Consider the following 12,479-nt stretch of genomic DNA (forward strand, 5'->3'; position numbering starts at 1 on the left):
TTGTTATAACATTACCAAACCCATCCAGTGCCTCCGCGGAGTCCATCCATGCGTCGTCTGTTGCTTGCCTTGCCGTTTGCCTTGTTGCCCCTGGCCGTCGCTCATGCCCACGACGATCACGACCATGATCATGACCACGCCCATGGCAGCCTCGCCACCCATGAGCACGGCGTCGCCCGCCTGAATGTGGTACTGGACGACAAGACCCTGGAGCTGGAGCTGGACAGCCCGGCGATGAATCTGGTGGGCTTTGAGCACCCGGCCACCAGCGTCGCCGACAAGGCCAAGGTCGCGAGTGTGCGCACACAATTGGAAAAACCATTGGCCCTGTTCGGCCTGGCCAAGGCGGCCAACTGCAGCGAAAGTGATCAAGCGCTGGAAAGCCCGCTGTTTGGCGACAAACCGGCAGCCGATGACGATGGCGACGAGCACGAAGGCCATGACCACAGTGAAGTCCATGCCCATTACCGGCTGGCCTGCGACAATCCTGGCGAGCTCAAGAGCCTCGACCTGAGCCCGTTGTTCAACGCCTTCCCTGCCACCCGGAAAATTGCGCTACAACTGATCGGACCGAACGGCCAGCAAGGTGTCGAAGCGACCCCGGCCAAGGCCACGATCAACTTCTGATAGCCCTTTTGCAGCGAAACGCCCGGGGTAACCCGGGCGTTCATTTATGAGCCAGGCACTGATTGAACTGACCGACCTGGGCTTTGCCTGGCCGGGCCAAGCCCCCTTGCTGGATATTCCCGCCCTGCGCCTGGACGCTGGCGAATCGCTGTTTCTCAAAGGCCCCAGCGGCAGCGGCAAGACTACCCTGCTCGGCCTGCTCGGTGGCGTGCAAAAGCCCGATCGCGGCAGCATCCGCCTGCTCGGCCAGGACTTGAGCGAATTGAAGCTGGCCGCCCGCGACCGCTTCCGGGTCGATCACACCGGCTACATTTTCCAGCAGTTCAACCTGCTGCCGTTCCTCTCGGTACGGGAGAACGTCGAACTGCCCTGTCGCTTCTCGCGCAGCCGCGCGCAACGCGCCGCCGAGCGCCACGGCAGCATCGACCAGGCCGCCGCCAGCCTGCTCGCGCATCTGGGATTGAAGGACCCGGCGCTGCTCGCGCGCCGTGCCGACAGCCTGTCGATCGGCCAGCAGCAGCGTGTCGCCGCCGCCCGGGCATTGATCGGCCAGCCGGAACTGGTGATCGCTGACGAGCCGACGTCGGCCCTCGATGCCGACACCCGTGAAGCCTTCATCCGCCTGCTGTTCGCCGAGTGCCGTGCGGCCGGCTCCAGCCTGCTGTTCGTCAGCCACGACCAGAGCCTGGCGCCACTGTTCGACCGTCAGTTGTCCCTTGCCGAACTCAACCGCGCGGCGCAGCCGGGCAACGACCTGGAGGCCTGATGTACCTGCTCCGCCTTGCCCTGGCCAGCCTGGCCAACCGCCGCTTCACCGCGTTTTTGACCGCCTTCGCCATCGCCCTGTCAGTCTGCCTGCTGCTGGCGGTCGAGCGGGTGCGCACCGAAGCCCGCGCCAGTTTTGCCAGCACCATCAGCGGCACCGACCTGATCGTCGGCGCCCGTTCAGGTTCGGTGAACCTGCTGCTGTACTCGGTGTTTCGCATCGGCAACGCCACCAACAACATCCGCTGGGAAAGCTTCGAGCACTACGCCAGCGACAAACGGGTGAAGTGGGCCATCCCCATCTCCCTGGGCGATTCGCACCGCGGCTACCGGGTAATGGGGACCGACGCGCGCTACTTCGAGCACTACCAGTACGGCCGCAAGCAGAACCTGCAACTGGCCGAAGGCCGAGCCTTTGCCAGTGATCCGTTCGAGGTGGTGCTGGGGGCTGAAGTGGCCGACGCCCTGCACTACAGACTTGGCGACAAGCTGGTGCTGGCCCATGGTGTGGCGGCCATCAGCCTGGTCAAGCACGACGACAAACCCTTCACCGTGGTCGGCGTGCTGCAACGCACCGGCACTCCCGTCGACCGTACTTTGCACATCAGCCTGGGCGGGATGGAAGCCATCCACATCGACTGGCACAACGGCATGCCGGCCCGCGGCGCTGGGCGCATCAGCGCCGAGCAGGCGCGCAACATGGACCTCAAGCCCGCAGCCATCACCGCCTTCATGCTCGGCCTGAACAACAAGGTGGCCACCTTCAGCCTGCAACGGGAAATCAACGACTACCGCGGCGAACCGCTGCTGGCGATCCTTCCGGGCGTAGCCCTGCAAGAGCTCTGGAGCCTGATGGGGACTGCCGAGCAGGCGCTGTTCGTGGTCTCGCTGTTTGTGGTGCTGACTGGCCTGATCGGCATGCTCACGGCGATCCTCACCAGCCTCAATGAGCGGCGCCGGGAAATGGCCATCCTGCGCTCGGTGGGCGCCCGCCCCTGGCACATTGCCGGGCTGCTGGTGCTCGAAGCGCTGGCCCTGGCGCTGGCGGGTATCGTCGCCGGGCTGGGCTTGCTGTACGCCGGCATCGCCCTGGCTCAGGGCTACGTGCAAGCCAACTACGGCCTGTTGCTGCCGCTGGCCTGGCCCAGCGCCCACGAGTGGGCCCTGCTCGGCATCATTCTTGGCGCCGCCCTGCTGATGGGCAGCGTGCCGGCCTGGCGCGCCTATCGTCAGTCACTGGCCGACGGCCTGTCCATTCACCTGTGAGCACTTCGATGACCCGCGCCCTGCTGCTGTCACTGCTGTTGATCGCCGCCCCTTCATGGGCGGCCGAACCCCGTACCCTGGAATGGCAGCAACTGATCCCGGCCGGGGCGCCGGTGATCCAGCCGCAGTTGGCGCCGCTGCACGACCTCTCGCAGTTGAGCGATGCCCTGGCCGCGGAAGCGGCGCCAGCAGCGCGGCAAACCGCACCGAATGCCCCGGTGGTCAAGGCCCTGGATGGCCAACAGGTAAAACTGCCGGGCTATATCGTGCCGCTGGAAGTCAGCGAGGCAGGCCGCACCACCGAGTTCCTGCTGGTGCCCTACTACGGCGCCTGCATCCATGTGCCGCCACCGCCATCGAACCAGATCGTTCACATCTTCAGCGAGATCGGGGTGAAGGTCGAAGACCTCTACCAGCCTTACTGGATCGAAGGCCAGATGCAGGTCAAGGCCACCAGCAGTGAGCTGGCCGATGCCGGGTATCAGATGGAAGCCGAGAAAATTTACGCATACGAGCTAGAATAAATGGCCGCTTGCAGGGCTTTAGCGATTTCATTGAGCTGAATCAAAAATCGCCGTCCGTCAGCTCCTTACCATTGGACTCATTAAATTCTAAACGTCCTTTGGGAGCTTCCATGAACAAGTCCTTGCTTGGCGCCTCGCTCGTTGCTCTGGCGCTTGCAGCCCCTGTTGCCCACGCCCACCAGGCTGGCGACTTCATCCTGCGTGCCGGCGCGATCACCACCGCTCCCAACGAAAACAGCGGCGACATCAAGCTAGACGGCACCAAGATGTCCGGCACCAAGGCAACCCTGGACAGCGACACCCAGCTGGGCCTGGCCTTCGCCTACATGCTGACCGACCATATCGGCCTCGAGCTGCTGGCCGCCACCCCGTTCCAGCACACCGTTGGCGTCAAGGGCCTGGGCGCTGGCCTGGACGGCAAGCTGGGCGACATCAAGCAACTGCCACCGACCCTGTCGCTGCAGTACTACCCGATGGAAGCTTCGTCGAAGTTCCAGCCTTATGCCGGTATCGGTCTGAACTACACCATGTTCTTTGACGAAGACCTGAGCAGCAACCGCAAGGCTCAAGGCTTCAGCAACATGAAGTTGAAAGATTCGGTCGGCCTGGCGGGTCAGTTGGGCATGGACTACATGATCAACGACAACTTCCTGATCAACGCCGCGGTCTGGTACATCGACATCGACACCAAGGCCACCATCGACGGCCCAAGCGCCCTGGGCGTCGGCAAGACCAAGGTCGACGTGGATGTCGATCCATGGGTCTACATGGTTGGCGTGGGTTACAAGTTCTAAGCGTCGTCTAAACGCACATCGCGGGGCAAGCCCGCTCCTACAAAGACATGTAGGAGCGGGCTTGCCCCGCGATGCTTTTCAGCGTCCTAGCAGACGCGCCAGCCCGACCACCAATGGCGTCGGCTCGGGAACGTCAAAGCGCGTCAGCAAGCGCTGATTGTTCGCCCGCGAATGGCGAATGTCACCCGAACGCGCCGGCCCGTAGCTGATCGCTGGCAGATCACCGACCACCGACTTCAGCGCCGCCAGCAACTGGTTCAATGAAGTTGCCTGATTCAGGCCAATGTTCACCGCCCCCTCTGCGACTGCTGCCATCTCCAGTGCCTGGACCATTACCGAGACCAGATCGCCGACATAAAGAAAGTCGCGGGTCTGCTCGCCATCGCCAAACAAGGTTATCGGCGTACCGTTCAAGGCACGCTCGCAGAAAATGCTGATGACCCCGGAATATGGCGAGGACGGATCCTGGCGTGGGCCGAAGATATTGAAGAAACGGAACACCACCGGTTCCAGACCATGCTGGCGACGGTAGAAGTCCAGGTACTGCTCACTGGCCAGCTTGTCCACGGCATAAGGCGTCAACGGCGCCTTGACGGTGTCTTCATCGATTGACTGACCCTCGCCGTTGTTGCCGTAGACCGCGGCGCTGGAGGCAAACAGCACGCGCTTGATGCCGTTCAGGCGCATGGCCTCGCAAACATTGAGGGTGCCGATGAAGTTGCTCTGGTGGGTTTTCACCGGGTCATCCACCGAGGCTTGCACCGAGGCGACAGCGGCCAGGTGCACGACAGCCTGGCAACCGGCCGCAGCGCGTTTGACCAGTTCGGCATCGGCGACATCGCCTTCGACCAGTTGCAGACGCGGGTTGTCCATCTGCAGGTTGCTGCGCTTGCCGGACGACAGGTCGTCGAGGATGCGCACCGCATAGCCTTTTTCCAGCAGCGCATCGCTGAGGTGGGAACCAATGAAGCCGGCACCGCCGGTGATCAGAATAGGGGCATCAGCCATGACGATAGAAACGATCCAGTAAGGGCGGCAAACCGGCGCGCCAGGCGCGAGGCTTGATGCCAAAGGTATGGAGAATTTTCTTGCAGGCCAGCACGGCATGCTGCGGTTCTTCACTGGCGTCCGGGCGCGCGGCGTGGGCCTGCGCAGTCGGTGCCTGGACCGCCAGCTTATGCAACTGGGCAGCTTCAGTGAGGATAGCCTGTCCCAGCGCCAGCGGCGTGGTCGCCTCGTTGCCGGCGTAGTGATAGGTACCCCACAAAGGTGCGGCGCAATCGAGCTGCTTGAGCACTGAAAGGATGACCCGCGCGGCGTCATCCACCGGTGTCGGGTTGCCACGCCGGTCATCGGCCAGCAACAACTCCTGCGGTTGCTCGGCGCGGGTCAGAAAGCGCCCGAGCACACCATCAATGCTCTCATCAAGGACCCAGCCAAAGCGCAACAGCACATGTTGCGGGCAGGTGGCGCGCACGCTCTGCTCGATGCGCCACAGGGCCTGGCCACGCAGGCCCAACGGCACCGGTTCGTCCTTCTCGCTGTAGGCGGTGGCCCGCGAGCCATCGAAGACCCGGTAGCTGGACGGCTGGACAAGAATGATGTTGTGGTGCTGACACAGTTCGGACAGGCGCTCGACGGCGCGCTCCTGCTGGGCCAGGCGCTGCTCGCTGACCGCTTCGGCCTGGAACCAGTCGAAATAGTAGGCCAGGTTGATCAGCGCATCGGGGCGGGTATCGTCGAGCAGCTGGGTCAGGCTGGCCGGATCCCAGCCGCTGTCCGGCGGGCGTGGCGCCAGAAAGCCGATATCTTCCTCGGCCCCGAGTCGAATCAGCGCTTGCCCGAGGGCACTTCCACCACCCAACAGCATCAGGCGCATTCGCATAGAGTCAGCAGGTCCGATCAGATTATTGGAAGAAAGCCTTCATTTTGCGGTTTCCGGCAGGGGAAGTCCAACACAGGGGTGCGCAGCTCGCGCGGCATTGCGTCAAGGCTGAAGAATATTCTGCACTTACACAAATCCGGAAACTGCCTATACTGCGCCCGGAATTAGCTGACTGCCCTGAATGGATTAACCAGGAGGATAGTTAGCTTATTCGTTCGCCGGAGGCCAGACGCTCAGCCTGACACCCGGCCGGCACGGATTGCCAGATAAAACCAATAACAAAGGAATGTTTCCCATGCAGGATTCGGAAGTCGCGTACCTGAAATTCGATCAGGACCAGGCCCGCACGCTGGCTGCTGCCAGCCAGTATCTCGCAGACCTCGGCGGCCCTCAGGCACCCGGCGTCGCCAGCCAGGCCCGCCAGTGGGCGCAGCGCCTGCAGCCTATCCTCGATGCCAGCCAGAAAGCTGTTCTGCAACGCTTTGCCGATGGCCAGCTGTCAGCCCTGATGTGTTCGCAGATGACCTGCCCGGGGAGCGACCCTGTGCCCGAACACCTGCCGCAACTGGCCACCCTGGCCCAGAGCGAACGCTGCCTGTACCTGGCCTCGCGTAACCAGTTGCTGCTGGCGCTGGCGAGCTACCGTGCTTTTGCCTTCGATATCGATAACGAGGGCCAGATTGTGCGCCTGGTCGGTAACTTCAAAGGTGGCGGCAGCGTGCCCCGGCCCGGCGAGGAGCACAACACCCGGATCGAACTCAGCTCTCACGCCGGACTGCGCCTGGGGCCGCACACCGAAGCCCCCTACAACTGCTCGGTTGTCGCCCGTGAAGGCCGCTCGCCCGCCCCCTCGGCGCTGATCCTCTCCGCCCGCTGGAACCCGGCCAACGAACCGACCCGGATCATCCCGCTGCGCGGCATCCTCGAACAATTGGGCAGCCTGCATGCACTGGCGCTGACTTCGGCGTCCTTCGACTTCACCCGCAGCGACTGCTTCGTGGCCGGCCAAGGCGATGCCGGCAAGGCCACTACCATGCTGCAATTCGATCCCAATGGCGGTTTCAGCCTGCGCTACAACTCGTATCGTTTCTCGCTCAACGATCACGCCAGCGACGCTGCCGCCCGCGCATTCGACGCCTTCCAGGCCCTGGTCAGGGACGCCCAGCCCTTGCCGTTCGTGCTCCAGCCCGACACCGCATTGCTGGTCAACAACAACCGCGCCCTGCACGGGCGCGACATTCTCCAGGACAACCGGCGCCTGCTGGTGCGCCTGTTCGGGTACTCGCGCTTCGCGAGCCCGGTAGTGCTCAATGACGACCCGCTGCTGGTGCGTGGCTGAACAAGGAAACCACCCAGATGATGGAAATTGATATCACCCTGTTGCTGACCCTGGCGTCGGTGGCGCTGATGGCCGGCTTTTTCGACGCCATCGCCGGCGGTGGCGGCCTGATCACCCTGCCGGTGCTGTTCGTTGCCGGCATCGACCCGCTGGCGGCGATCGCCACCAACAAGTTCCAGGCCGCATCGGCCACGGTCTCGGCCACGGTTGCCTTCGCCCGCAAGGGCATGATCGACTGGAAGCGCGGCCTGCCGATGGCCGCCATGTCGTTTGCCGGCGGCGCCCTGGGGGCGTTGTCGGTCAGCCTGGTGCCCAAGAGCTTCCTACAGGCCTGCGTACCGGTGTTGCTGATCCTGGTGGCCGCCTACTTTGCCTTCAGCCCCAAGCCGGACGAGCAGCAGCGCAAGGCGAGGATTTCGATCAGCCTGTTCTGCCTGGCGGTGGCGCCTGTGATCGGCTTCTACGACGGGGTGTTCGGCCCGGGGGTGGGTTCGTTTTTCATGGTTGCCTGCGTGATCCTGCTTGGCCAGCCGATGCTACGTGCGGTATGCAACAGCAAGCTGCTCAATGCCGCCTGCAACCTCGGCGCGCTGTCGGTGTTTTCGCTCAGCGGGGCCATCGTCTGGCCCCTGGCCCTGGCGATGGCCTGCGCGGCCTTCGTCGGCGCGCAACTGGGGGCTCGCTGCGCGGTGCATTTCGGTCCTAAACTGATCAAGCCGCTGCTGGTCTGCGTATGCTGCATCATGGCTCTCAAGCTGTTGCTCAGCACCGGCAACCCACTTGGCGAATGGCTGCATCATCAGTTCCTCTAGGCGGTGTCCATGCACCTTGAAACGATTTCGACGCAACGCTCCACCTGGCAATACGATGAACCCGCGCCGGCTGCCGAGCGCTTCATCAGCGAAACCTTCGACGGCTTCCAGCAACAGGCGCGGCTGCTGATACCCGATCAGGAGCGCGCCGCGCCACTGTTCGTGATCGGTGGCGCGCGCTCTGATTTCACCCGCCTCAACCCGCTGCTGTATCGCTTGCAACAGCAGGGTATCGGCTCGCTGACCGGCAACCTCTCAGGCCACAGCCTGGCGGCCGAGCCCGGCGCGCCACAGCCGTCGCTGACCACCAACCTGGAGGAGGCGCAGCGCTTTCACCGGCATATCGCCGAGCGTTGCCAGACTCTGCTCGGCCACAGCCTCGGCGGCGCCATCGCGCTGAAACTGGCCGCGCAAACACCGGCCATCGACAAGCTGGTGCTGATCTGCCCGGCGGTTTACCCGGATGCCGCCCACCAGGCGCCCTTCGGCCCGGCCTTCACCGAGGCGATCCGCCAGCCCTACGGGTTTCTCGACTGCGACAGCTACGAATTCCTGCGCAAGTTCCAAGGCCGGGTGCTGCTGGTGATCGGCGAGTTCGACGGGCTCAACTCCAGGGCTTACGGGCAAGGCGAAGGCACCTCGGCCGGCACCTTGTGGCTGGCCGGCGCCCAGCGTTACAGCCCGATCCCCGAAGAAGTCACCCAGGCCCTGCTGCGCGCAGTGCCGGCGCCGCACCTTGAGTGCCTGCTGCTGACCGACTGCGATCACGGCATCGCCGCGCACCTGCGTGACAAGCCGGCCGTGGCCGATCAGGTGGCGCAGGTGGTGGCGGAATTCATTCTCGGCTGAGCGCGGTTACTCGATCTCGAACAGGCCGTTGCGGATCGGCCCGGCGCTCAGGCGCTCGCGTACATCGTCGTCGATCCGCGGGTCGTCCGGGCGGTACAGCTTGACCTGGCGGTAAGCGCTGATGCGGTTGATCTCGGGGCCCAGGTACTCCCACACCACCCGGGTGCAGGCCGGGGTGCGTCGGTCACCGCTGGAAACCCCGGTCTTGAGGCCGTTGAGGCGGGTGATGCGGCTCTTGAAGCTGGGGATCAAGATGGTCTGGCTCATCTCGTTGACGGTCAGCGATTCGTAGTCGAGCAAAAACAGGCGGTCCTGCAGCTGGAACGCCGCACCCAGGTAGCGGCAACGCACCCAGTCTTCGGCCTGCACATCGGTGCTGCTGGAGCGCTCCTGACGTTCCTGGCGCTCGAACAAAAAGCTGCCGCGCTCCTCACGCAGGTGCACCAGCGACAGCAGGATCGAGCCCGGTACCGACATGCAGTTGGAGTATTCGAAGTAGTAACCGCAGTAGCGCGACAGGTTGCCGGCATGTTCGCGCAACGGCCGCAGCAGATCGACCAGTGGGTCATCCTGGCTTTGCACAAGGTTGATGGCGCTGCGGGCACCGATCAGGCGGGCGAACTGTTCCGGTGGCAAACCCAGCTCGTAATCCTCGACACCGAAAAAATCGCCGATGCGCTTGAGGTTGTATGCCGTCGGCTGGCTCTGCCCGCTCAGGTACTTGTTGAACTGCGCGCGGTTGATCGACAGCTGCCGGCAAACTTCCGAGATAGAGCGGTAGTGGCTGCAGGCAAGCTTGAGATTGGTGCCGAGATATTCGCTCATGTGAGCCGTTCCAGGTGATGCGACAGGCGCCAGTTTAGCATCAAGTCGCATCAACTGAGAGCAACCCGCGAAATTGTAACCAACCTTGTCATGACCAACCATGCGCCCCCATGGATACGGCGCATCGACGCCGGCCTGTCGTCTTTCATGCGAAGAATAAGAATCGAGGTATTACATGCTCGAAGCGCTCAACGATTTCCTCTCGGGGAAACTCCTCATCGTGCTTATCGTCGGACTCGGCAGCTATTTCACCCTGCGCTCCCGTTTCGTCCAGTTCCGCCATTTCGGCCACATGTTCAGCGTCTTCAAGGAATCCCTTCGCGGCCAGGCAGGCCAACTGAGCTCGTTCCAGGCACTGATGCTGAGCCTGGCAGGCCGTGTCGGTGCCGGCAACATCGCTGGTGTCGGCATTGCGGTTACCCTGGGCGGCCCGGGTGCGGTGTTCTGGATGTGGGTCACCGCACTGGTGGGCATGTCCAGCAGCTTTTTCGAGTGCACCCTGGCCCAGGTTTACAAGCGTAGCGACGGTGATGGCCTGTACCGTGGCGGCCCGGCCTACTACATCCAGCACGGCCTGAAGCTGCGCTGGATGGCGGTGGTGTTCGCAATCCTGCTGCTGGTGACCTATGGCTTCACCTTCAACGGCCTGCAGTCCTACACCGTGACCCACTCGCTGCAGAACGCTTTCGGCTTCGAGCCGCAGTACACCGGTATCGCCCTGGCCGCTCTGCTCGGCCTGGTGTTCATCGGTGGCATCAAGCGTATTGCCTCGGTGTCCGATCTGCTGGTACCGGTCAAGACCCTGGCTTACATCGGCGTCACCCTGTACGTGATCTTCACCCAGATCGAACACGTACCGGCCATGCTCGAGACCATCATCAAAAGCGCGTTCGGCCTTGATCCGGCCTTTGCCGGCCTGCTCGGCAGCGCCATTGTCATGGGTGTGAAGCGTGGCGTGTTCGCCAACGAAGCCGGCCTTGGCAGTGCGCCCAACGTCGCCGCCGTCGCGGCGGTACGCCACCCGGCGGCCCAGGGCGTAGTTCAGGCCTTCTCGGTGTTCCTCGATACCTTCGTGATCTGCACCTGCACCGCGCTGCTGATCCTGCTCTCGGGCTTCTACACCCCAGGCTTCGAAGGTGACGGCATCGCCCTGACCCAGAACTCCCTGGCCGCAGTGGTCGGTGACTGGGGGCGGATCTTCGTCAGCGTGGCCCTGTCGTTGTTCGTCTTCACCTGCATCCTCTACAACTACTACCTGGGTGAAACCAGCCTGCAGTTCTTCACCCGCAATCGCCTGGTGCTGCTGGCCTACCGCGGCCTGGTACTGCTGCTGATCCTCTGGGGCTCGGTGCAAAACCTGTCGACCGTGTTCGCCTTTGCCGACATCACCATGACCTGCCTGGCGTTCGTCAACCTGGTGGCCCTGGCCCTGCTGTTCAAGGTCGGCCTGCGCGTGATGCGCGACTACGACGAACAGCGCCGCGCCGGTATCGCCCAGCCGGTGTTCGATGCGTCGAAGTTTTCCGACCTCGACCTGGACCCGCAAGCCTGGCCGGTCAAGCCGGTTGCTGAAGCCGAGGCTGAAGTGGCTGTCGGTCAGGCTCAGACCCAGCGCTGATCCATACTGCAGAAAAAGCCGCCCCGTTCGTGGGCGGCTTCTCCCTCCCCCGCTTTTCTCTCACCTGCCCGGAAATTTCTCATGCGTGCAGTCAAGAACCTTCTAGTCCTGTACACCGGCGGCACCATCGGCATGCTGCAAACCCCGCAAGGCCTGGCGCCAGCCGGTGGCTTCGACGCGCGCATGCGAGAGCACTTGCAGCAACTGGCCGACGCACCAATGCTGAACTGGCGCCTACGCGAACTACGGCCGTTGATCGACAGCGCCAACATGCAACAAGGCAACTGGCTGGCGATGCGTGAGGCGATTGTCGACGCGGTCGAGCGCGATGGGCATGACGGCATCCTGTTGCTGCACGGCACCGACACCCTGGCCTACACCGCAGCGGCGCTGTCGTTCTTGTTGCTCGGCCTGCCGGCACCGGTGCTGTTGACCGGCTCGATGTTGCCGGCCGGCGCCCCCGACAGCGATGCCTGGGACAACCTCTGCGGCGCCCTGCGGTTGATGGCGACCGGTATCGAGGACGGCGTGCAGCTGTATTTCCACGGCCAGCTGCTGCATGGCGCGCGGACCTCGAAGCTGCGCAGCGAAGCGTTCGATGCCTTCGCCGCGCTGGCGCGTGAGCGCAATGGGCAACGTGCCGAGTCGATCCCGGCCTGCCTGGACTACCGTCAGGTGCGCCAACCGGTAAACCTGATGGTGTTGCCGGTGTTCCCGGGGCTACAGGTCGGTCATCTGCGCAGCCTGCTGGCCAGCGGCGTCCAGGGCCTGCTGCTGGAATGCTATGGCAGCGGCACCGGGCCGTCGGACGATCAGGACCTGCTCGATGCGTTACACGACGCTCGCCAAGCTGGAGTATTGATTGCAGCGATCAGCCAGTGCCCGGAAGGCGCGGTGCACTTCGATACCTATGCGGCCGGCAGCCGCTTGCGCGATACCGGCCTGGTCAGTGCCGGCGGCATGACCCGCGAAGCTGCGCTGGGCAAGATGTTCGCCTTGCTCGGTGCCGGGCTGGATGTGCAGGCGGCGGAGCACTGGTTCGCCCTGGACCTGTGCGGCGAACGCGCGCAGTAGAAAATGGCGGAAGGCAGCGGGAGTCGAACCTGCCCGGGAACGGCTGCCGTCCCCAACCGGGTTTGAAGCCCGGCCGCGCCACCGGGCGCGATTGCCTTCCT

The 12,479-nt window shown here is 63.7% G+C and carries 13 protein-coding genes and 1 tRNA gene; 10 read left to right on the forward strand and 4 right to left on the reverse strand.

Annotated elements, in window-relative coordinates; translation table 11 throughout:
- Positions 1-48: 48 nt before the first annotated feature.
- From BV82_RS23905 to BV82_RS23925, 5 genes are all read left to right on the forward strand, one after another.
- Entirely contained in the window at positions 49-627 is a 579-nt protein-coding gene (locus BV82_RS23905; RefSeq protein ID WP_036997006.1) for a DUF2796 domain-containing protein, read from the forward strand.
- 46 nt (positions 628-673) lie between these two features.
- Positions 674-1,393: an ABC transporter ATP-binding protein gene (locus BV82_RS23910; protein WP_010222832.1), complete on the forward strand. Its 720-nt coding sequence runs from the start codon at positions 674-676 to the stop codon at positions 1,391-1,393.
- Positions 1,393-2,658 (forward strand): ABC transporter permease, encoded by a 1,266-nt coding sequence (locus BV82_RS23915; RefSeq protein ID WP_036997007.1) that lies wholly within the window; start codon positions 1,393-1,395, stop codon positions 2,656-2,658. Before BV82_RS23910 ends, BV82_RS23915 begins: the two co-directional genes overlap by 1 nt.
- An 8-nt stretch (positions 2,659-2,666) precedes the next feature.
- Complete coding sequence (locus BV82_RS23920; RefSeq protein ID WP_036997008.1) at positions 2,667-3,182, forward strand: DUF3299 domain-containing protein; 516 nt, start codon at positions 2,667-2,669, stop codon at positions 3,180-3,182.
- Between the two features lie 110 nt (positions 3,183-3,292).
- Entirely contained in the window at positions 3,293-3,976 is a 684-nt protein-coding gene (locus BV82_RS23925) for an OmpW/AlkL family protein (protein ID WP_010222829.1), read from the forward strand.
- A 78-nt stretch (positions 3,977-4,054) separates the two neighbouring features.
- Here the strand turns inward: BV82_RS23925 and BV82_RS23930 are convergent, their stop codons facing one another.
- Complete coding sequence (locus BV82_RS23930) at positions 4,055-4,984, reverse strand: NAD-dependent epimerase/dehydratase family protein (protein ID WP_010222828.1); 930 nt, start codon at positions 4,982-4,984, stop codon at positions 4,055-4,057.
- Positions 4,977-5,861: a sugar nucleotide-binding protein gene (locus BV82_RS23935; RefSeq protein WP_036997010.1), complete on the reverse strand. Its 885-nt coding sequence runs from the start codon at positions 5,859-5,861 to the stop codon at positions 4,977-4,979. The genes BV82_RS23930 and BV82_RS23935 overlap by 8 nt, the downstream gene beginning before the upstream one ends.
- 295 nt (positions 5,862-6,156) lie before the next feature.
- Here BV82_RS23935 and BV82_RS23940 point away from each other — a divergent pair, with 295 nt between their 5' ends.
- Genes BV82_RS23940 through BV82_RS23950 form a run of 3 tightly spaced genes read left to right on the forward strand, consistent with a single transcriptional unit; the run spans position 6,157 to position 8,861 of the window.
- Positions 6,157-7,200 carry a TauD/TfdA family dioxygenase gene (locus BV82_RS23940; RefSeq protein ID WP_036997012.1) on the forward strand — a complete coding sequence of 348 codons (1,044 nt, stop codon included), beginning with the start codon at positions 6,157-6,159 and terminating at the stop codon, positions 7,198-7,200.
- Positions 7,201-7,217: 17 nt separating this feature from the next.
- Entirely contained in the window at positions 7,218-8,012 is a 795-nt protein-coding gene (locus BV82_RS23945) for a TSUP family transporter (RefSeq protein WP_010222825.1), read from the forward strand.
- Positions 8,013-8,021: 9 nt separating this feature from the next.
- Entirely contained in the window at positions 8,022-8,861 is an 840-nt protein-coding gene (locus BV82_RS23950; RefSeq protein ID WP_036997013.1) for an alpha/beta hydrolase, read from the forward strand.
- A 6-nt stretch (positions 8,862-8,867) separates the two neighbouring features.
- Here BV82_RS23950 and BV82_RS23955 read toward each other — a convergent pair whose 3' ends face one another.
- Positions 8,868-9,686, reverse strand: coding sequence for a helix-turn-helix domain-containing protein (locus BV82_RS23955; protein WP_036997016.1), 819 nt, complete (start codon positions 9,684-9,686; stop codon positions 8,868-8,870).
- 175 nt (positions 9,687-9,861) lie between these two features.
- On the opposite strand from BV82_RS23955, the gene BV82_RS23960 reads away from it, so the two are divergent.
- Together BV82_RS23960 and BV82_RS23965 are read left to right on the forward strand one after the other, a co-directional pair.
- The gene (locus tag BV82_RS23960; protein ID WP_036997017.1) at positions 9,862-11,304 is read left to right on the forward strand and encodes an alanine/glycine:cation symporter family protein; all 1,443 of its coding nucleotides are present in this window, start codon (positions 9,862-9,864) and stop codon (positions 11,302-11,304) included.
- Between the two features lie 81 nt (positions 11,305-11,385).
- Positions 11,386-12,378, forward strand: a complete 993-nt coding sequence (locus tag BV82_RS23965) for an asparaginase (protein WP_036997019.1) — start codon at positions 11,386-11,388, stop codon at positions 12,376-12,378.
- A gap of 4 nt (positions 12,379-12,382) precedes the next feature.
- Here BV82_RS23965 and BV82_RS23970 read toward each other — a convergent pair.
- Positions 12,383-12,478: transfer RNA gene (locus tag BV82_RS23970), tRNA-Sec, on the reverse strand.
- Position 12,479: the final 1 nt, after the last annotated feature.

It is taken from the genome of Pseudomonas donghuensis (assembly GCF_000696345.2).
In the GTDB taxonomy this organism is placed as follows: Bacteria; Pseudomonadota; Gammaproteobacteria; order Pseudomonadales; family Pseudomonadaceae; genus Aquipseudomonas; species Aquipseudomonas donghuensis.

What these genes read in the sequence shown, in the direction of transcription:
- BV82_RS23905 (WP_036997006.1), top strand. Translation starts at nt 49, where the DNA reads ATGCGTCGTCTGTTGCTTGCCTTGCCGTTTGCCTTGTTGCCCCTGGCC.
- BV82_RS23910 (WP_010222832.1), top strand. Translation starts at nt 674, where the DNA reads ATGAGCCAGGCACTGATTGAACTGACCGACCTGGGCTTTGCCTGGCCG.
- BV82_RS23915 (WP_036997007.1), top strand. Translation starts at nt 1,393, where the DNA reads ATGTACCTGCTCCGCCTTGCCCTGGCCAGCCTGGCCAACCGCCGCTTC.
- BV82_RS23920 (WP_036997008.1), top strand. Translation starts at nt 2,667, where the DNA reads ATGACCCGCGCCCTGCTGCTGTCACTGCTGTTGATCGCCGCCCCTTCA.
- BV82_RS23925 (WP_010222829.1), top strand. Translation starts at nt 3,293, where the DNA reads ATGAACAAGTCCTTGCTTGGCGCCTCGCTCGTTGCTCTGGCGCTTGCA.
- BV82_RS23930 (WP_010222828.1), bottom strand. Translation starts at nt 4,984, where the DNA reads ATGGCTGATGCCCCTATTCTGATCACCGGCGGTGCCGGCTTCATTGGT.
- BV82_RS23935 (WP_036997010.1), bottom strand. Translation starts at nt 5,861, where the DNA reads ATGCGAATGCGCCTGATGCTGTTGGGTGGTGGAAGTGCCCTCGGGCAA.
- BV82_RS23940 (WP_036997012.1), top strand. Translation starts at nt 6,157, where the DNA reads ATGCAGGATTCGGAAGTCGCGTACCTGAAATTCGATCAGGACCAGGCC.
- BV82_RS23945 (WP_010222825.1), top strand. Translation starts at nt 7,218, where the DNA reads ATGATGGAAATTGATATCACCCTGTTGCTGACCCTGGCGTCGGTGGCG.
- BV82_RS23950 (WP_036997013.1), top strand. Translation starts at nt 8,022, where the DNA reads ATGCACCTTGAAACGATTTCGACGCAACGCTCCACCTGGCAATACGAT.
- BV82_RS23955 (WP_036997016.1), bottom strand. Translation starts at nt 9,686, where the DNA reads ATGAGCGAATATCTCGGCACCAATCTCAAGCTTGCCTGCAGCCACTAC.
- BV82_RS23960 (WP_036997017.1), top strand. Translation starts at nt 9,862, where the DNA reads ATGCTCGAAGCGCTCAACGATTTCCTCTCGGGGAAACTCCTCATCGTG.
- BV82_RS23965 (WP_036997019.1), top strand. Translation starts at nt 11,386, where the DNA reads ATGCGTGCAGTCAAGAACCTTCTAGTCCTGTACACCGGCGGCACCATC.